This is a genomic window from Xenorhabdus sp. TH1, from assembly GCF_037260955.1.
Lineage (GTDB): Bacteria > Pseudomonadota > Gammaproteobacteria > Enterobacterales > Enterobacteriaceae > Xenorhabdus > Xenorhabdus griffiniae.
Window position 1 is genome coordinate 1,776,261 of the sequence record NZ_CP147734.1, and the last position, 17,470, is coordinate 1,793,730.

General features: G+C 37.6%; 23 protein-coding genes and 1 pseudogene. 13 read left to right on the plus strand and 11 right to left on the minus strand.

The genetic code is table 11. The features are described from left to right. The first annotated feature begins 20 nt into the window (after positions 1-20). Entirely contained in the window at positions 21-800 is a 780-nt protein-coding gene (gene phoH, locus WDV74_RS07900) for a phosphate starvation-inducible protein PhoH (RefSeq protein WP_338885406.1), read from the plus strand. Positions 801-1,081: 281 nt separating this feature from the next. Further along, on the plus strand, positions 1,082-1,387 hold the full coding sequence (locus WDV74_RS07905) for a hypothetical protein (RefSeq protein WP_338885408.1): 306 nt from the start codon (positions 1,082-1,084) through the stop codon (positions 1,385-1,387). Positions 1,388-1,632: 245 nt separating this feature from the next. Here WDV74_RS07905 and WDV74_RS07910 read toward each other — a convergent pair whose 3' ends face one another. The 4 genes from WDV74_RS07910 to WDV74_RS07925 form a co-directional block, all read right to left on the minus strand. Beyond that, positions 1,633-1,947: a HigA family addiction module antitoxin gene (locus WDV74_RS07910; protein WP_338885409.1), complete on the minus strand. Its 315-nt coding sequence runs from the start codon at positions 1,945-1,947 to the stop codon at positions 1,633-1,635. Next, complete coding sequence (locus WDV74_RS07915) at positions 1,947-2,225, minus strand: type II toxin-antitoxin system RelE/ParE family toxin (RefSeq protein WP_338885410.1); 279 nt, start codon at positions 2,223-2,225, stop codon at positions 1,947-1,949. Before WDV74_RS07915 ends, WDV74_RS07910 begins: the two co-directional genes overlap by 1 nt. A 324-nt stretch (positions 2,226-2,549) precedes the next feature. Further along, entirely contained in the window at positions 2,550-2,693 is a 144-nt protein-coding gene (locus WDV74_RS07920; RefSeq protein WP_338885412.1) for a hypothetical protein, read from the minus strand. Positions 2,694-2,745: 52 nt separating this feature from the next. Continuing rightward, complete coding sequence (locus WDV74_RS07925) at positions 2,746-2,925, minus strand: hypothetical protein (RefSeq protein WP_338885414.1); 180 nt, start codon at positions 2,923-2,925, stop codon at positions 2,746-2,748. A gap of 70 nt (positions 2,926-2,995) precedes the next feature. Here WDV74_RS07925 and WDV74_RS07930 point away from each other — a divergent pair, with 70 nt between their 5' ends. After that, positions 2,996-3,187 (plus strand): hypothetical protein, encoded by a 192-nt coding sequence (locus WDV74_RS07930; RefSeq protein ID WP_338885415.1) that lies wholly within the window; start codon positions 2,996-2,998, stop codon positions 3,185-3,187. A 377-nt stretch (positions 3,188-3,564) separates the two neighbouring features. Here WDV74_RS07930 and WDV74_RS07935 read toward each other — a convergent pair whose 3' ends face one another. Next, positions 3,565-3,870: a hypothetical protein gene (locus WDV74_RS07935; protein ID WP_338885416.1), complete on the minus strand. Its 306-nt coding sequence runs from the start codon at positions 3,868-3,870 to the stop codon at positions 3,565-3,567. Between the two features lie 376 nt (positions 3,871-4,246). On the opposite strand from WDV74_RS07935, the gene WDV74_RS07940 reads away from it, so the two are divergent. Beyond that, on the plus strand, positions 4,247-4,681 hold the full coding sequence (locus WDV74_RS07940) for a hypothetical protein (protein WP_338885418.1): 435 nt from the start codon (positions 4,247-4,249) through the stop codon (positions 4,679-4,681). A 182-nt stretch (positions 4,682-4,863) separates the two neighbouring features. Then, positions 4,864-5,154: pseudogene (locus WDV74_RS07945) on the plus strand (transposase); the annotation flags it as partial. Between the two features lie 37 nt (positions 5,155-5,191). On the opposite strand, the gene WDV74_RS07950 reads toward WDV74_RS07945, so the two are convergent. The 5 genes from WDV74_RS07950 to WDV74_RS07970 all read right to left on the minus strand — a co-directional run bounded on the left by WDV74_RS07950 (position 5,192) and on the right by WDV74_RS07970 (position 8,835). Further along, on the minus strand, positions 5,192-5,638 hold the full coding sequence (locus WDV74_RS07950) for a helix-turn-helix domain-containing protein (protein ID WP_338885420.1): 447 nt from the start codon (positions 5,636-5,638) through the stop codon (positions 5,192-5,194). Beyond that, on the minus strand, positions 5,635-5,946 hold the full coding sequence (locus WDV74_RS07955; RefSeq protein WP_338885421.1) for a type II toxin-antitoxin system HigB family toxin: 312 nt from the start codon (positions 5,944-5,946) through the stop codon (positions 5,635-5,637). The genes WDV74_RS07950 and WDV74_RS07955 overlap by 4 nt, the downstream gene beginning before the upstream one ends. Before the next feature lie 400 nt (positions 5,947-6,346). Then, positions 6,347-6,529, minus strand: a complete 183-nt coding sequence (locus tag WDV74_RS07960) for a DUF2474 domain-containing protein (protein WP_338885422.1) — start codon at positions 6,527-6,529, stop codon at positions 6,347-6,349. Then, the gene (gene cydB, locus WDV74_RS07965) at positions 6,486-7,493 is read right to left on the minus strand and encodes a cytochrome d ubiquinol oxidase subunit II (protein ID WP_338885424.1); all 1,008 of its coding nucleotides are present in this window, start codon (positions 7,491-7,493) and stop codon (positions 6,486-6,488) included. The genes WDV74_RS07960 and cydB overlap by 44 nt, the downstream gene beginning before the upstream one ends. After that, positions 7,483-8,835, minus strand: coding sequence for a cytochrome ubiquinol oxidase subunit I (locus tag WDV74_RS07970; protein WP_189759740.1), 1,353 nt, complete (start codon positions 8,833-8,835; stop codon positions 7,483-7,485). The genes cydB and WDV74_RS07970 overlap by 11 nt, the downstream gene beginning before the upstream one ends. Before the next feature lie 453 nt (positions 8,836-9,288). Between WDV74_RS07970 and ribA the strand changes: the two genes are divergently transcribed. From ribA to WDV74_RS08005, 7 genes are all read left to right on the plus strand, one after another. Further along, a complete protein-coding gene (gene ribA / locus WDV74_RS07975) occupies positions 9,289-9,927 on the plus strand; it encodes a GTP cyclohydrolase II (protein WP_338885426.1) in 639 nt (212 codons plus the stop codon). Beyond that, the gene (locus tag WDV74_RS07980; protein WP_338885428.1) at positions 9,928-10,467 is read left to right on the plus strand and encodes an NAD(P)H-dependent oxidoreductase; all 540 of its coding nucleotides are present in this window, start codon (positions 9,928-9,930) and stop codon (positions 10,465-10,467) included. Positions 10,468-10,636: 169 nt separating this feature from the next. Further along, complete coding sequence (locus tag WDV74_RS07985) at positions 10,637-11,254, plus strand: hypothetical protein (protein WP_338885429.1); 618 nt, start codon at positions 10,637-10,639, stop codon at positions 11,252-11,254. Between the two features lie 151 nt (positions 11,255-11,405). Next, positions 11,406-11,996: a hypothetical protein gene (locus tag WDV74_RS07990; protein WP_338885430.1), complete on the plus strand. Its 591-nt coding sequence runs from the start codon at positions 11,406-11,408 to the stop codon at positions 11,994-11,996. A 10-nt stretch (positions 11,997-12,006) separates the two neighbouring features. Next, the gene (locus tag WDV74_RS07995; RefSeq protein ID WP_338885431.1) at positions 12,007-12,729 is read left to right on the plus strand and encodes an MFS transporter; all 723 of its coding nucleotides are present in this window, start codon (positions 12,007-12,009) and stop codon (positions 12,727-12,729) included. A gap of 14 nt (positions 12,730-12,743) precedes the next feature. Beyond that, positions 12,744-13,211 carry a hypothetical protein gene (locus WDV74_RS08000; protein ID WP_338885432.1) on the plus strand — a complete coding sequence of 156 codons (468 nt, stop codon included), beginning with the start codon at positions 12,744-12,746 and terminating at the stop codon, positions 13,209-13,211. Positions 13,212-13,232: 21 nt separating this feature from the next. Next, a complete protein-coding gene (locus tag WDV74_RS08005) occupies positions 13,233-13,943 on the plus strand; it encodes a class I SAM-dependent methyltransferase (RefSeq protein WP_338885433.1) in 711 nt (236 codons plus the stop codon). A 271-nt stretch (positions 13,944-14,214) separates the two neighbouring features. Here WDV74_RS08005 and yegD read toward each other — a convergent pair whose 3' ends face one another. Continuing rightward, positions 14,215-15,567: a molecular chaperone gene (gene yegD / locus WDV74_RS08010; RefSeq protein ID WP_338885435.1), complete on the minus strand. Its 1,353-nt coding sequence runs from the start codon at positions 15,565-15,567 to the stop codon at positions 14,215-14,217. 371 nt (positions 15,568-15,938) lie between these two features. Between yegD and WDV74_RS08015 the strand changes: the two genes are divergently transcribed. Beyond that, a complete protein-coding gene (locus tag WDV74_RS08015; RefSeq protein ID WP_338885436.1) occupies positions 15,939-17,360 on the plus strand; it encodes a PLP-dependent aminotransferase family protein in 1,422 nt (473 codons plus the stop codon). Positions 17,361-17,470 lie beyond the last annotated feature (110 nt).

Here is a 17,470-nt window from a genome sequence, read left to right on the forward strand (position 1 = left end):
TAACGATAAGGTGTGCGACTATGGGTAGACAGAAAGCAGTGATTAAATCTCGCCGTGAAGTTAGAAGAATGTTAAAAAGGGGATCACGTTATCGGAACAGCGATAATGTCACTTCACTGGTACAGCTTGGAGGTGTGGAGGCTATCGGAATGGCGCGTGAAAGCAGGGATACTTCAGAAATTATGCCTCGCAGTGAAGCACAGTATCGCTATATGCGGGCGATCAATAACAAGCAATTGATTATTGCTAATGGTGAAGCGGGTTGTGGCAAAACCTACGTTAGCGCCGTAATGGCAGCCGATGCCTTAATCAATAAAGAGGTTGATAAGATTATTGTGACGCGGCCGGTATTACAGGCAGAAGAAGATCTTGGTTTTCTGCCAGGAGATATGGCAGAGAAATTTGCTCCTTATTTCCGCCCGGTTTATGACGTGTTATTAAAACGTATGGGAACTTCATTTTTGCAATATTGTTTGCGCCCTGAAATTGGCAAAGTAGAAATTGCCCCTTTTGCCTATATGCGCGGGAGGACATTTGAAAATGCATTTGTGATCCTCGACGAAGCGCAAAATGTCACTGTTAATCAAATGAAAATGTTTTTAACGCGGTTAGGAGAAAATGTAACCGTAATTGTAAATGGTGATGTTAGCCAGTGTGATTTGCCAACAAATATCACATCGGGGTTGGTGGATGCATTGAAGCGGTTTTCTGATGACGAAGCTATCAGTGTGATCCATTTCTCTCAACAAGATTGTATTCGCTCTAAATTATGTCAGAAAGCGTTGATGGCTTATGGATGATCATAGAAACGTAGTATAGGAATAAACCCCCCAGTTAATTTTGGGGCTGGGGGGATGGTATAGTGTTTGCTAATAGACTTCAGTATGCATGTATTCAATTAAGTCATTGGATAATGACATGATGAATATAAAAGAATATTACATTACGGGTTATTAAAAATTTTTATAATCAGACCTATATTGTTTTTCACTCCTGATGATTGTTTCTTTTCTGCCTTATTCAGTGTGCGAAAATAGCTTCATTAAGAAAACAAAATAAATAATTAAAAGGAGTGAATAATATGAAGTTTCGCACCTTTAGCCACAACAACGTTAGAAATCGATATATTGATCATGCCGCGCTTGAGCGGGAAATGGAATTAGATAACTTAATTGCTCAAGAACGGGAAGAAAACCGCCGTCACCTGCATTTGAAATTGCGTATTGCTGACGAGATACGAAAAGAAAAAGAAACTCATAAGCATCCATCGGCCTGCGAAAAATTATCCCATTCATTTAGTCTATTGGATAAAACACCGATTTACTCAAATGGGCGCGATTTGTTTACCTTGAATAAATGTTTTAGCCGTAATCTGTTTACGCTGTAGTCTTGTGCAATAAATTGTGGATGTGATTATCCGCACCAAAAATCTCGCTGAGTCTATGCGGAGTTTTTTATGTAGCTACAGACCGACGGGAAACCGAAGCGAACTGACTGTGTGTCACGGTAAAAAATCAGAAAAGGGAAACGGGGAGAAGCTGCGTCATGTACAAGGCCGCGAGTCGATAATGGCTCGGTGGTTGCAATAACCGTCAATAAGCGGAGCTATATTAGCCCCGCGTATTTTTTTGTTTAATGATTGGGTTTTACCTGTAAGGTTTCGTCTTGATCGCCGTATAAAATGATCCCTGATGTATCAATTTGATTTTCTAACTGGCGCAGGTCATAAGCACTTTGAAGGCGTAACCAGAATTCAGGAGTACTTCCTAGCGCGGCGGCTATACGAATCGCTAACGATGGGGTTAATGCCGTTTTACCGGCAAGAAAACGCGATATAGTAGCTGGTGTTACTCCAATATTGTTCGCAAAGCGGCGACCACTTATCCCCATATCTGCTAAATCTCTGGCGACAATCTCACCGGGATGGGAAATTTTAAACTGTCTCATTAGTGATAATCCTCATAATTTAAAATGTAAGCATCACCGTTGATGAATTGAAAAGTAATATGCCAGTTAGCCCTAACTGTAATAGACCAATAACCTTCGCGATCACCTTTCAGCGGGTGAAGTTTATATATTTGGCGATTTAATTCACCTATTTCATTTGCTGCATCAATAGTTTGTAAACGGTCGTTAATTCTCTCGACATCTTGCGCCTGAACGCCAGAAGTAACACCTTTTTCAAAAAGTTGCTTCAATCCTTTGTGCTTAAATGATTTGATCATTGTTACGTTACGACTCGTGTTACGCGATGTGTAATACTATACTTGAGTGTTACACATCATGCAATACTTGTTTTCGAATAAGATTTTCAAAGTTACTACTACTTATTTAACTTAATATATTAATTAAGCGCGTTATTTATGGTTCTATTGGCTAAATAAGCCATAGAAACGCTTTTAAGTGTGTTTTGTTGTTGGCTGGTAGATATTAAGGAATATAATCAAAATGCTGTAAACGTGGTTTGTGGGGATCTGGTAAAGTATTTAAGACAGTAAAAAACAAAAAAATCCGCTCAGAGTAGCGGATTTTGTAAAAGTAATTGATTTTTATTTTTCGATTGATAAATCTAACTCGCTTTGTGTCTCTTTATCTTTGGTAAAAATGGATTTTAAATATTTAACTAAATCGTTTTCTGTGTTGATTTTATACTCACCATAACCCATACTGATTTTATCACCAGTATAAGACACGATTCCCAGACGTTCGCAAAGTTTTAACGCTTGGTTTGTCTGTGTAAATCCGCTATCCGCTATCTGCTTTCTTGTCTGCTTTTTCTTTGTGTGCTGTCATTTGATCACGATATTGACGCATAGTAAATTTGACTTTACTCATAATAATAAAATCTAAAACTGCCATGATATTAGATGCGCTCATATCTGATAAATCATAATTATAAAAACCATTAGCAACACCACGAATCACAAAACCAAATTTATTTAAGCTGTAAGAGTTAACAGCAATTTCTTTTAATAAGTCGCCAGGATCCTTTTTAGTGTTTTTAATGATGAAATATAAAGCAGAAACAGCTTTCTCATTTTTAGAAACTAATTCAGATAATCCAGAAAAGTATTTAACTTTGGTAATTGCTGCTTGTAATTCTGCTTTCTCTGCACTGGATGGAGTGGCAATATCAGATAAGCATTGTTTGATATCGTTATATTGTGCGCTTATTGCGCTGAAATGATTTATTTTTGTTTTATAGTGTTGTCATCACTTGATAGCAACAATAATAACCATTTAAAAAAACAGATCAAGAATTTTTTTGAATATTTTTAATTTTCATTGAAAATTAAAAGTCTTAGAAGTAATTTCAAATCGACTGAAGGTGTTCCATGAGTAAATAATGTATTTCAATATTAAGCCTTATATTTATTGTAAATTTATAAAATATAATGTCATATATCAATTGGTTTGACCGACAGGGTTGTTAATCTATTTTTTTTTCAATAGAAATATGAATGTTCTTGAAAAAATAATACGTGAGAGTTAGAGCGATTAATCATCTTATACAAAATTTAGTTTGTTTAGGGGCATTAAACTTAGCCCCAAGCTTTAGAACAATTATTCAGCTAATGATCCGTCAGCTTCGAGGGGAATTATACGTTTTACGGCATCATACATGATGATCTCTCGCTCATTGTTGTCTGTAATTAGCACGACAGAATTATAATCGCAGTTATGACAAGTCCCCTTATAAAGGTCACCGTTATTCATAAATACTGCCACATTTTTTTTACCGACAGCGTGGGCTTTGTTTAGTATTAAGTTAAACGTTTTTGGCTTCGGCAATGTATTTTTGTCAAAGAACTCAGTTTTTGATTCGATGATGTCAAATTCTCTGCGAGGGATAAATTTTATTTTTGCCAACTGACAAAAAAGCATCCTTCGATCAGAGAATAAATAACCCCATTGCGGTTATTGCATTTCACTACATTGCTAGTGAATGAGTTTCCGTCTATTGTCGTTACTTCAACGGAGTATGCTCCTTTAACTGCTGGAATGATACTAAATAAAAAAACCTTATAGTTCCTATCCGACTTGCGTTTGATACCGTATGTAATATCTACCTTTGGTAATTCATTGTTCATTTTTTTCTCTACTTAATTATTTCATTGATATGAGTGGATCATACCAAACACATGACGGCTTAAAAATCAGATAGTCGGTGTGGTCTTGTATTGTATTGTAATAAATGCTTATACAATTGTACAATACGAACGATTATCAATAACAGGAAATTTGTATGAAAAACAAGGCATTGATGGCTATTTTGTGTTCTTTTTTGCTGGCAGGTTGCTCAACAACAAGACTGAACGTTGCTGCTTCTAAAGAAGTACCTGCAGAAAGGATGTTTTGGGAATCAGGTGGAGATGAAAATCGAGGTAACAGTAAAATAATTATAAAAAGAGATGCTGGCGTGGTTTATTCAGCGTGTGTCTCGAATGTTTTTTTCCAAGGGCTTAGAGTAGCAGAGCTATACCCCGGTGAAAAAGTAACTTTGGCTGTGAATAGTGGCGAATATATGATTGGAGAGTTTCTTAGTAGCGGAGCATGTCTTCCGTTTTTGAAGACTCTGTTAGTGAAAGTGAAACCTAACTCAATTAATGTATTTAGAATTAAAACAATACTTATGGGAGCGAATGGAGGTGATATGTTGGTTAGAGATAACGATATTTAAACCGAATTTACTGAATCTATTTTCACAGAATAAGTGTTGAAAGGAAAGATCGGAATATCACCTTATATTATTTGATGTGTATTAGTTCAAAAATTTAAATATATTAATTTGAACTAATACATGCAATGCTGGATTCAAGTAAAAAGAGATCAGGGTTTCATAGGGGCGGGCTGTTTTCAAAATATCATTGCGTTGGGGTTAAAGTACTGGATAGCGCGATCAAGATCCCGAAAGTTTCACCGATTGAAGCGCGTTTACATCGTGAAATGACAGGCTCCTTGAAAAGTATCACGCTGAGCCGCAGCGCAACGGGGAAATATTATGCGTCAATACTCTGCGATGACGGGACAGAAGCGCCGGCGAAACCCACATTGATATCAACTGTTACGGGTATTGATATGGGACTCTCGCACTACGCCATTAAATCGAATGGTGACAAAACCCCGAATCCCCGCCATCTCATCAATGCCAGTCGAATAAAAAAGCCTGTATATTACAGGATTAGAAACATTATTCGTTCTCATCAATAAACTCTGATACTGACAGGTTGAAACGTTTTGATAGGTTTTTCATGTGCTCTAACGTTAGCTTACGTTCACCTTTCAAAATCATGCTCACCAAAGAACGAGAGCCAATTTCATTTTTGAAGCTGCTTTGATTTAGCCCGTGTTGATCCATCAAGGTACGCAACATTGCCAGCTCCTGCGGTACGGCGGTAATACGCGCGTTAAATTCGGCGAATTCGGGCGCTGTATTCTCATAGTCAGCGATTTTTTTCGCCAGCAGGTCGATAAGCGGGTTTTCATCATCGGTATCGATTAATCGCTCTACTATCTCAAGCGCTTGTTCATAATCATCGCGTCTATTGCTTCCGCCCAACAAGGGAATGGCGTTTATCAGGATTGCGGTAGCGCTTAATGCTACTTCATAGTTCTCATAATTGTTTACAGCCATCATTCTGGATTTCTCCGGTAGTGATCAGTGAGCCGGTCATATTCTTTTTGGGTCACAATGTGTTTTATAAACACGTTCTGGGTTTCAAATTTGATGTATGCAATGATGCGAAGATTGTTACCTCCTATATCAATTACCCACCATTTCTCCCTATACTTGAACCTATCTAGACTACCAAAACGTGCTTTAAGGTGTTCCGGGGTTAAAAATCTCTCTGTGTTAAGCACCTTGTACGTGTCATCGAGTGCAGAGGAATCATTAGGAAATCGGCGTCCTGCTTCGTCAAAAGGCTTTTTTGAAATAACCCTCATAAATCCCTCTGTCTGAAAAGTATGAGAGAATTATACTAAAATTTTTTCATGTTCACAATATGTGGACATAATTTTGTTCACAAAAAGTGACGACTCGTTTAGTATAAGAATTTGGTTTGTTTATCAGGTGCGCCGTAAAACCCCGTCCTTCAGAGGGTGTCAAAATTAAGTAATTTCAAGATGCGTCTTATACGCGTTAAACTGCAAGTTGCAGTTTACAACACTCTATGAAATCACAAGCATCTTGAAGTTAGATTGTTTTGCAAGCTGCAAATTGAAGTTGGCTTGGTATATAAATATAACTTGCCAGAGAAAGGTTTTAATCAGTTAAACAATTTTGCTGTTGCTCTGATCAAAACCTTAATTCAGATAGTTTCTCAGTAATTAAAAAAGTGAGTTATCACTTGACCTTCATTCCCGCCATTGTCATTAGAGTGCGAAATAACGTAGATACGGCGTATAAAGTTAATACACTGCAAAACCAAATTGCCACCATCCAACCTAAGCGCTTCCATAGTGATGGGCGTTGTGGTGCTGTTTTAATGGTAGCCTTGTTCGTGAGTGATTTTTCCTCGGAAGACATAATAACTCCAAAAGGTATAAGTCAAAATTATCGGGATAATGAACAGAGCACCAACCAGCATAAAGCCCAATGATTGGGGAGGAGAGGCCGCCTCTTCATAGCTAATAGAAGGAGGGATAATGTTTGGCCAAATGCTGATCCCCAATCCAGTAAAGCCCATGAAAATCAATATCAGTGCTGTCAAAAATGGGGTGTAATGACTTGAGTTTGGGTGAGATTTCAATAGTTGCCAGCTTGACCACAATACCAATAATGGTACGGGCATGAAGAAAAATAGATTTGGCAAACTGAACCAACGTTCAGCAATTGCTGGGTGAGCGAGTGGTGTCCAAATACTGATAATGGCGATAATTGTTAGCATCAGCAATGTCAAGGGGCGCAGAGTACGATACATCTGTTGTTGTAGATGACCTTCTGTTTTCATCACTAGCCAGCCGCATCCCAATAAGGCATAAGCGATGACGAGCCCAATCCCACAAAAGAGAGGAAAAGGAGCCAGCCAATCAAAATAGCTACCGATATAAACACGGTTTTCGACAGGAAAGCCCGTAATGACTGCGCCAACGACGATACCTTGCATAAAGGTGGCGAGAATTGAACCGGCAATAAATGCTTTATCCCAGAGGTGTTGATGCGTTGGTGTGGCTTTAAAACGAAATTCAAAAGCAACGCCACGAAATATCAAACCTAATAACATAATAGTCAATGGAATTGCCAGTGCATCCAAAACTACCGCATAAGCCAGTGGGAACGCACCAAATAATCCTGCACCTCCCAGAACCAGCCAGGTTTCATTGCCATCCCAGACGGGAGCCACAGAATTCATCATCAAATCACGATCGGATTGTTCCTTAATCGCTGGATATAAGATGCCGATCCCAAGATCAAAACCATCCATTACGATATACATCATGGTACTAAATATAATGATCAGGAACCAAATGAGAGGAAGATCAATACCCATTTACTGACTCCTTATTTGGGACTACTTGCGGAAGGCCTTTACGGATGAGTTTCATCATATAGGCGTAACCCACGCCGAATACGGCGCCATAGACGACAAAGAAAATAAGTAGGCTGATGCTCATGTGGATTTCACCGTGTGCTGATACCGCATCTTTGGTGCGCATTAAGCCGTAGACGACCCACGGTTGACGGCCAATTTCTGTGGTAAACCAGCCCGCCAGGATCGCGATAAGGCCAGAAGGTGCCATTAAGAGCATAAAGCGGAGAAAGAGCGGGTTTTCATACAGGCGTTTTTTATGACGCAACCATAACCCCCAGACGCCGGCAAGGATCATCAAAATGCCTAATCCCACCATGATGCGAAATGACCAAAACACCATAAAAGCATTTGGGCGATCTTCTGGGGGAAATTCTTTCAGTGCTGGAACTTGCTTATCCAGACTGTGTGTCAGAATCAGGCTGGCAAGATAGGGGATCTTGATTGCATAACGTGTCTCTTCCGCTTCCTGATTAGGAATGCCAAATAGAATGAGTGGTGTGGCTTCACCAGGATGGTTTTCCCAATGACCTTCCATGGCAGCGACTTTAGCTGGTTGATGTTTTAATGTATTCAATCCGTGCATATCGCCAATGATGGCTTGCAATGGGGCAATAATCAGGATCATCCACATCGCCATTGACAACATTTTCCGCATAGCGGATGAATCATTGCCTTTTAGCAAATGCCAGGCAGCAGAAGCCGCAATGAAAAATGCTGAAGCCAGGAATGCCGCTGTTCCCATATGTAGTAGACGATAGGGGAAAGAGGGGTTGAAGATCACCGCGAGCCAATCAACAGGAATAACCTGATTATCTATAATTTCATGGCCTTGTGGTGTCTGCATCCAGCTATTAGAGGCCAATATCCAGAATGTCGAGATAATCGTGCCGAGTGCCACCATACAGGTTGAGAAAAAGTGTAGCTTTTCTCCGACCCGATGCCAGCCAAACAGCATGACGCCAAGGAATCCAGCCTCAAGGAAAAATGCGGTCAGCACCTCATATACCAACAACGGGCCGGTAATAGAGCCGGCAAAATCAGAAAAGAAACTCCAGTTGGTGCCGAACTGATAGGCCATCACCAAGCCGGAAACCACGCCCATACCGAAATTAACCGCGAAAATTTTTGACCAGAAGTGATATAGCGTTTTGTAGTCCGTATTACGTGTTTTAAGCCATAAACCTTCCAATACCGCCAGAAAGCTCGCTAAGCCTATCGTAATGGCTGGAAAAATAATGTGGAAAGAAACCGTAAATGCAAATTGTATCCTTGCGAGTTCAAGGGCATTCAACCCTAACATAGTGACCTCTTATTGAAATCTTTGGATATATGGATAAACGAAGTTAGAAGGTACAGACAAGTAGAACACAAGGCATTTTGGTATAATAGTGACAATTATTCGTTTATTGACTATAACAGTTTTGAGTGAAGTCAGTTACATGCTGTGTTGTGGGCAATGAGTATTGTTTGAAAAACAGGTACAGATGGTATTGAGAGTATTTCACTGACATTTTGAAAAATAATAATTTAAACAACCCTATTGGAGTAGGAGCCTATCTTATTTTAATAATTAACGGTGATTATATTGACATACTATAATCACGATGATATGTTAATTTTGTGTTAATTTTTTGTTTGAATTGAAATTGATTAACTTTGTAATAGATTTTAAATTCAATAAGTTAAAACTTATTGGCATTGTAAGTATTTGTAGTTTTTTATTATTCTAGTTTAATATAAGGAAATAATAAAAATGATTTATAAAGATATGAAATCGACGTCGGTCGTATGTAAAGTCAAAATACCTATTGTTTTGGATAATGACATAAATAAGAATGCTCTTTTTTATGGTTTTGATCATTTTTCTGATGGAAAAGAACACGTTGCTATTGCTTTTGATAATATTGAAGGAAAAGATAATGTTTTAGTGAGAATTCATTCAGAATGTTTGACCGGTGATGTATTTAATTCACAATGCTGTGATTGTGGTCCACAATTGCGTGAATCATTAAGGATATTATCAAATTACGGAGGGATTTTATTATATTTAAGGCAGGAAGGACGAGGAATTGGCTTGCTTAATAAGCTAAAATCTTATGAATTGCAACAACAGGGTATGGACACTTATGCAGCTAATAATAAATTAGGTTTTCCTGATGATTTAAGAGATTATCAACCTGCGGCTGAAATGCTTAAAATATTGAATATAAATAGTATCAGGTTATTGACTAATAATCCTGATAAAGTCACACAAATAAAAAAATATGGAATAAAAGTGACGGAAGTAAAAAATACCGGATGCCACTTAAATGAAAATAATGTTAGTTACTTAAAGGCAAAAAAAGAACATACTTATCATAATATTACCATTAATGGATTAGGAGAGATGTAAATGAATGTTTTATTCATTAATGGAAGTCTAAATAAAAGTTCCAATACAAAGGCATTAATTAATTATTTTTCATCATTGTTTGATGAAAGTAATCATATTTTTTATTGGTCTTTTGAAGACACGCCTTTGCCTTTTATGGATCCAGAGTATTATGGTTGTGAAATTGAACAACAGCCAAATAAGAATGTACGTCAGTTTATTACCGCGATTAATACCTCTGATATTGTGATATTCGCGAGCCCAACTTATCACGGTACAGTCAGCGGTGTATTAAAAAATGCATTTGATCATTTGGAAAAAGGGATATTCGTAGGTAAAGCGATTATTGTGGCCAGCGTTGCCGGTGGAATAAGAAGTAGTACACCAACATGTGATGCTCTCCGTTCTATTATCAGAGCATTAGGGGAAAACTGTTTAATAGAACATATTTCCGCTGGTGGTTCAGATTTTTCACAGAAAGCAGAAGTCATTGAACTCGTAAGTCAAAATGTCCAGGAACGCTGTCGTTCTGCTATCAGAGAGCTTTTTGGCCAGAAATAAATAGGCAAGATATGTACAGTGATAGAAAAATAACATCAGTAAATCATCATGGTGCTTTCAAAATGAAGGCTCGCAGTATATTAGATAATTTTTTGCCATTAGTCATCAATACTGATCTTATTCAAGTTCCATCACGTTTTCAGGGGGGTGGAAAAATGCTGGATATACCTTGAAAAATGGACTCATTATAGGTGGCCCTTGCACGTTATGTAATTTTATCACTCGTTTTCAATCCCGCTTAGTTTGTGGTGGACAGTCTGCTGAATTATACGATGCTATCACTGGTAAGTTACTCTATAAACTCGATTCGCCTATTAACTGCGGTATTAGCTTTACATCAAATAATCAAGTTTTATTGGCTGTTGGAACCTACTCAGGCAATGTTTTTATCTTTTCAGAAAAACAATGTCTCAAACTCCTGACTGTTATCTATGCACACCGGAATGCTATTAAGGGTATTTCTTACAATAGCAAGGAGTTGTTCTGTGGTTGTGCCGATGGTGAATTAAGTATTATTGATCCAGATAATCTTATTATCTTACACATGATACAGAAAGCCCACGAAAGTATACTGAATGATTGTTCACCTTTTGCACATGGTTTTGCGACAGTTTCTCGTGACTTGCATCTCGGGCTTTGGGGTGATGAAGAGCATACCGATAAAATAAAGACGCGCCATACACATTCGATTAAATGTGTAGCTGCTAGTGATGACGGTTTTTTATCGCTTGTGGTAGTTATAGTGGTGTTGTCGATGTTTATTCGGTTGCTAACAAACAGTGGATAGGCCAGCCCAGGTGTCCGACTAGTAGTGGGATTTCGTCTTTAGCTTGGAGTGAGAATAATCACATATTTATTGCCGCCTCTTATGATGGGCGATGTTACGAAATAAGTGTAACAGAATAATTTATGTCACAAAAATAATAGGAGAAAGAGCCGTGCAAATGTCACTTGAACTAAACACAATGAATAAAATCTTATTTATTGAAACTCGTGGAATGAACCCGACTGGGATTTTAAAAACAGCGATAGAATTGGGATATTACCCTTGGGTTGTAACAGAACAACGTGAAGAATGGCAAACACACTTAAGTGAACAAAATATAAACTGTACATTATTATCCGTGAGTCAACTGACAGCTCAACATATTATAAATGTATTACCTCATCGCCCAAAAGCTGTCATTACGCTTTCTGATCAATATCTTGAGATTGGCGCTGAAGTTGCCAAATATCTTGAGTTACCTCATACTCCACTAGAAGTATTGGCCGATTGTCGTAATAAATATATCACTCGTAAACGAGTTAGTAGGACAACCGTCAAACAGCCCAATTTTGTAAAAGTTGATAATTTTGATGCAGATATTTTTTTATCCAAAACATTGCCTTTTACAGTGTCAAAAATTAAAAGTAATACTGATCGGTTTGGGTTTTTAATAATATCTTCAGATGATTTATCTCTTTTGAATAAAAAAGTGAACAATATTATTGTGAAAATGAATATAGCTATTTTACCATCGCAAGAGTAGGGAGTATAATGTGAATTATAGCTTAAAAGATGTCAAGTTAATTAGACTTGCTTCCATTCCTTGGGGGTGTTTATTGTTAAATGGTATCTCTTTCCCATTTTTAACCCATAAAGGGTTGTCAGTCAGTGAAGTGTTTTTCATTCAAAGCGTTTTAGCATTCTCTATTGTTATTACGCAAGTACCCAGTGGTTTATTCACAGATAAGTTTGGTATTAAAAAGGCTTTGGTTTTAGCGGGAATATTTAAAGGTATTGGTGGTATTATGGCTTGGGCAATGGAAGGCTTTGTCCCAATGATGATTGCCTGGTTTTTTATTGGGTTAGCCAATAGCTTTTATTCTGGAACCAATGTATCAGTGATTTATCGTTCATATTTATCTCAAGGAAAAAAAACAGATTTTATTTCTAACATTTATCAATGGGGGAATTTTAGTTTTTATATTTCTATTTTTCTTGGTTCTTGGATTGCGAAATATTCAATGGAGTTGGCAGCATTGATTAATGGTTTAGTTGCCTGTACACCTGCATTAATATTTTCATTTATCTCTAATGATTCAAGATTTAAAGAAATAAATAGAGAAACAAACAAAAAACAAAAAACAAAAAAATCAATCATTCTATTGCTTTTAATTTTAAAGGTTTTTTTTCTTTTCCGAAGAATAAAGGGTTGGTTTTGTTTTTATTTTCTTTATCTGGAATGTTTAATATTATTGTTAGCCAATCTTCAAATCTAGCCCAGATGTTTTTATTGAGTAAAAAATTTGAAATTCAGTACATAGGTTTAATCATTGGTGGATTAGGTGGAGGAGGGATTATTATCACGAAATTATTGTCTAAAAAAATATTATCACTTTCTATACAACAGACACTAATATTCATAATTTTATTAACTCTGTGTTCTTTCTTCTTGTTAATTAATAATGTAGTTTTTGTCTTTATTATTGGGATCTTATTATTAGAAGTTGTCAAATATTTAATTGAAGTTTATATAGTGGATGCTATCAACCGTTCATATCAAGGTGAAATGATTGCCTCTTTAAATTCAGTATTAAGTCTTATAAAACGTTTTTCTGTTATGATTTTTGCACCATTTATCGGCGTCATGATCGAAAAAAATGGATTTCATATTGCGTTAACCTATTTAGCGTATTTCTATCTTTTTATCTCTGTCGTTGTTATTATATTTATTTTTCTTTACCATAATGAATCTAAATAAAATAGATTAAGGTTATTTTCTATGAAAAAGAGTGACATTATACAACACCTTCCAGAATTGGAAGAATACGAAAAAACACTTTATTGCAGTTTTAAACAATATTACAAAGAGGGGCGTGATAGTTGGTCTGGAGCAGAAGCTAGCCGAAAAACAACATTAAAGCTTTTGTCTTTGTTGAAAAATGCTTCATCAGTATTGGATATTGGTTGCGGTAGAGGGTTAGAATCTAAGGTCATTGCTGATCAAGGTCATAAAGTTTTAGCTCTTGATATCATTGATAGTTTTGAGTTCATTGATTATGACTCACTCAATATTGAATTCAAGCATGGTAATTTTCTTGATAATAATATTATATTTGAAAAGTTTGATGCCATTCTGGATAATGGCTGTTTTCATCATCAACATCCGTCACTTTATCTGATTTATTTGGAGAAAGTTTATGGTTGTTTAAAAGATGAGGGGTTTTTTGCTATTAGCATTTTTGCAACAGAAGATGAAAATCAAGATAAAGGGAACGTTTATCTCCATCAGGATGGTAGATTAGGAAAAGAGTTTAGTGCTTCGGAAATTATGGGATTATTTCTTCAGGATAAATTTAGTTTGTATTATCTGGAACGTTATATTCGGGACAATTTTCCACTACCCAATTATTTATGTATATTCCAGAAAAATAATCACAACATCAATAATATTAAAAATAGATATACTAATCTAACTTTAAGATGCGTGTAATTTCTCCCCGCGTAGCGAGGAGGAATTAGGTTTTATATCCTGTTGTAAATGGCAACTTAAAGTTTAATGTGTATAGCGATAATGAAACTAATTTGTCTCTTTAAAAAACAGGGTGAAGTTTATTACTATGGCACTGTTTGATGTAGAAATTAACCCTAAGAATAAATAGGTTAGTGATATTCCTATTATTTAAGCTGGAAGAACATGACTGAGCAAAAAATTATCGGTAGTATTAAAGCAGGCTCAGTATCATTGAGTCTGCTTATGTTTATTACGCAAAACAAATTTTTGCCCAGCGTGCCAACCCTGTTGTTACTGAACCGAAGTAATTCCCGCCAACCAGCGGGATACCCGGCAATTTTTGTTCAACTTCCTGACGCAGAATAGGGGAACTGGCTGAGCCTCCTGTCATAAATATCACATCTGGTTGAGTTCCACTTTGTGCCACGGCTTCACCCACCAATTTTGCCATTTTCTCTTTAGTGGATTCTATTGCCGTAATCATCTGATCACGCTGAATATTAACTTCAATAACCTCTGTTAATAAATTAAGTTTAACGCCATACTCAGACCGTTTTGAAAGTGCAATTTTGGCTTCCTCTGCGCTGCGAACCAGGCTGTATCCTAACGTCTCTTGGTGTACTTTCAATAAACGGGCGAGTTTTTCTGGCTCTTGGGCATCTCTGTGCAAGGATTTTAATGTCGTTAAATTCTGGCGAGAGTAGAATGCTTTTTGGGCCTGTATGTCATTGATGGCAATCGGGTTCCAGAACTGCGTCAGGGGCATGTCAATACCTGAAGAGACTTTGCTGCCTAATCCAAAAGGGTGCATAAGTTGTTTAAAGGTGAGATTAATATCTAAATCATTTCCCCCGATGCGTTGACCTGTGTGCGCCAGTAAGCTCTCATTGCGCTCAGATAGATTTTTCCAGCTTGGCCCCATTTGGATAACTGAGCAATCTGTGGTTCCGCCACCAATATCGACAACCAATACCGTTTTATCTTCTGTTAATGTGGCTTCATATTCCAAGCCTGCTGCCACGGGTTCAAATTGGAATTCAATGTTGCGGAAACCTGCCCGTTTGGCCGCATTCAGTAAGATTTCTTCAGCTTGTTGATTCGATTTATCACCACCACGCCCATGAAAATTGATTGGACGCCCAATGACAACATCGTTGATAACTTGCTGCTTATTGGCTTCTGCTTGTTGTTTGATATTTGCCATCATGGCACAAACTAGATCCTCAAAAAAACTGATTTGAGTATCTCTTAATCCCATTGCACCCAGAAAAGACTTTGGCGATTTAACGTAATAAACCTCTTGAGGATCTTCCAAATATTGAGCGAGTGCTTTTTGCCCAAAGACGAGATCGCCTGGCAAAAGTTCAATGCCTTCCTCTCGGTTTGCTGTGATAGCGCTACGAAGTAATTGCTCACCTGTTTGATTAGTTGGTTTGATATTCCAGTGGCGAAATAAGTGCTCGGAAACAGACTCTCTGGTCGGTGCCGCCAGAGCTGAAGGCATATAGAAGTTATCATCCTCAATAGCAATGAGCTGTGGCGTATCTCCGATCATTTCTGCTACTGCGCAATTTGATGTGCCATAGTCAAAACCGATGAACATAGGTTTCCTCATATTTAATCGTAGAAAATTTTAAAAAGGGAGCAGATGCTATCTTAAATTAGTGCTGAATAATAGATAGAGTAATCATAAAGGCTGAAATGATTCATTATTTTCTCTTAGAATGTATGACTCCAAAACCATAGAGAAGGAGGGTGTTAATAATAAATTTATTATTAACAGTATCGAAAATAGCATTAATTAATATGCGTTGTTTATTAGGCAATTTTTAATTGTTGGGATATGGAAGTTATCTTTTTCAGGTAAATTTATTCATTCTAATCATAGAGTGATTTCTGTTTCAGAAAATACCAAGTATAATACTGGTAATTTTTCATTCTATACCTATAACAATTTAAACAAAGGCCAGACATATGACACGTTACGAACAATTGGCTGGATTGATCCGCCAACAGATAGAGGACGATATTTGGCAAGTAGGTGATAGATTACCATCATTGCGGGAATCCGTGAAATCGTCGGGCTTGAGTTTGATGACGGTACTACAAGCTTATCAATTACTGGAAAGCCAGGGATGGATCGTGGCACGCCCACAATCAGGGTATTATGTTGCTACTCGATTAAAAACATTTGCGGCAGCAAAAGGAGGGAAGGGACTCAATTTAAGTGAAAATGTGGAGATCAATGCATCCATATTTGATGTATTACAGGCATGCAAAGATCCGCAAATTATTCCTTTCGGTTCGGCATTTCCCGATCCTTCTTTATTGGACGACCCCAAATTATCAAAAATATTGGCTTCAGTTGCTCGTCGTTTCGTGCCACACAGTTCACTGGCAAATTTACCTCCAGGTAATGAAAAGTTACGACGTAATATATCCCGTCGCTATGCTTCCCACGGTATTCATGTTTCCCCTGAGGAAATTGTTATTACTGCTGGGGCCATGGAATCATTAAGTTTCAGTTTGCAATCTGTCACTTCGCCAGGGGATTGGGTAGTGATTGAATCGCCCGCTTTTTATGGGGCGTTGCAAGCGATAGAGCGGTTACGTTTGAAAGCCATTGCCATTAAGACAGATCCCCATACAGGCATTGATTTGGATACCTTGGAAGAAGTTGTGCAAAGATATCCAATAAAAGCTTGTTGGTTGATGTCGCGTTTTCAAAATCCGCTATGCAGCACAATGCCACCTGAAAATAAACAGCGATTAGTCGAGATTTTGAACCAAAACCAGATCGCCTTGATTGAAGATGATGTATATGGTGAATTGTATTTCGAGCAGGAGCCTCCAGCCCCCATAAAAGCATGGGATACAGAAAATAATTTCATGCATTGTTCATCATTTTCAAAATGTCTTGCTCCCGGTTATCGGGTAGGTTGGGTTGCAGCAGGTAAACATGCGAAGAAAATTCAGCAATTACAGATGATGAGTACGGTCTCTGCCAGTACACCGACACAGTTGGCGATTGCGGACTATTTGGCGCAGGGAAAATATGACAATCACCTGCGTCGATTGAGGCGGTTATTGGAACAACGGCAAAATCGGATGCTATGGGCAATCAGTGAATATTTTCCCCAATCAGTGAAAGTCAATAGCGCGCGTGGGGGTTATTTTCTTTGGCTGGAGTTCGAATCACCGTTTAATGCCAATCGACTCTATCAACTGGCATTGGCAAGGAATATTAGCATCGCACCGGGTAGTATGTTTTCCACTAGCGCTCAGTTTGATCATGCCTTTCGTTTAAATACTTCATTTGCCTGGAATGAAACACATGCCTTGGCAGTAAAAGAATTGGGGAATATGTGCCATATGCTCTTAAAAGAATGCGGGTAATCAATCACATTTCAACTATCTCAATATTGTCGTAAGAGAAATTATTTGCCAATGTTTCTGTTAACAAGTTGACACTAGTTATCTTTTAGTGCTGTAAATAAAATCTTAAA

Excerpts from the sequence above, each read along its gene's own strand:
- phoH (WP_338885406.1), top strand. The coding sequence starts at position 21 with ATGGGTAGACAGAAAGCAGTGATTAAATCTCGCCGTGAAGTTAGAAGA.
- WDV74_RS07905 (WP_338885408.1), top strand. The coding sequence starts at position 1,082 with ATGAAGTTTCGCACCTTTAGCCACAACAACGTTAGAAATCGATATATT.
- WDV74_RS07910 (WP_338885409.1), bottom strand. The coding sequence starts at position 1,947 with ATGAGACAGTTTAAAATTTCCCATCCCGGTGAGATTGTCGCCAGAGAT.
- WDV74_RS07915 (WP_338885410.1), bottom strand. The coding sequence starts at position 2,225 with ATGATCAAATCATTTAAGCACAAAGGATTGAAGCAACTTTTTGAAAAA.
- WDV74_RS07940 (WP_338885418.1), top strand. The coding sequence starts at position 4,247 with ATGAAAAACAAGGCATTGATGGCTATTTTGTGTTCTTTTTTGCTGGCA.
- WDV74_RS07950 (WP_338885420.1), bottom strand. The coding sequence starts at position 5,638 with ATGATGGCTGTAAACAATTATGAGAACTATGAAGTAGCATTAAGCGCT.
- WDV74_RS07955 (WP_338885421.1), bottom strand. The coding sequence starts at position 5,946 with ATGAGGGTTATTTCAAAAAAGCCTTTTGACGAAGCAGGACGCCGATTT.
- WDV74_RS07960 (WP_338885422.1), bottom strand. The coding sequence starts at position 6,529 with ATGTCTTCCGAGGAAAAATCACTCACGAACAAGGCTACCATTAAAACA.
- cydB (WP_338885424.1), bottom strand. The coding sequence starts at position 7,493 with ATGGGTATTGATCTTCCTCTCATTTGGTTCCTGATCATTATATTTAGT.
- WDV74_RS07970 (WP_189759740.1), bottom strand. The coding sequence starts at position 8,835 with ATGTTAGGGTTGAATGCCCTTGAACTCGCAAGGATACAATTTGCATTT.
- ribA (WP_338885426.1), top strand. The coding sequence starts at position 9,289 with ATGATTTATAAAGATATGAAATCGACGTCGGTCGTATGTAAAGTCAAA.
- WDV74_RS07980 (WP_338885428.1), top strand. The coding sequence starts at position 9,928 with ATGAATGTTTTATTCATTAATGGAAGTCTAAATAAAAGTTCCAATACA.
- WDV74_RS08005 (WP_338885433.1), top strand. The coding sequence starts at position 13,233 with ATGAAAAAGAGTGACATTATACAACACCTTCCAGAATTGGAAGAATAC.
- yegD (WP_338885435.1), bottom strand. The coding sequence starts at position 15,567 with ATGTTCATCGGTTTTGACTATGGCACATCAAATTGCGCAGTAGCAGAA.
- WDV74_RS08015 (WP_338885436.1), top strand. The coding sequence starts at position 15,939 with ATGACACGTTACGAACAATTGGCTGGATTGATCCGCCAACAGATAGAG.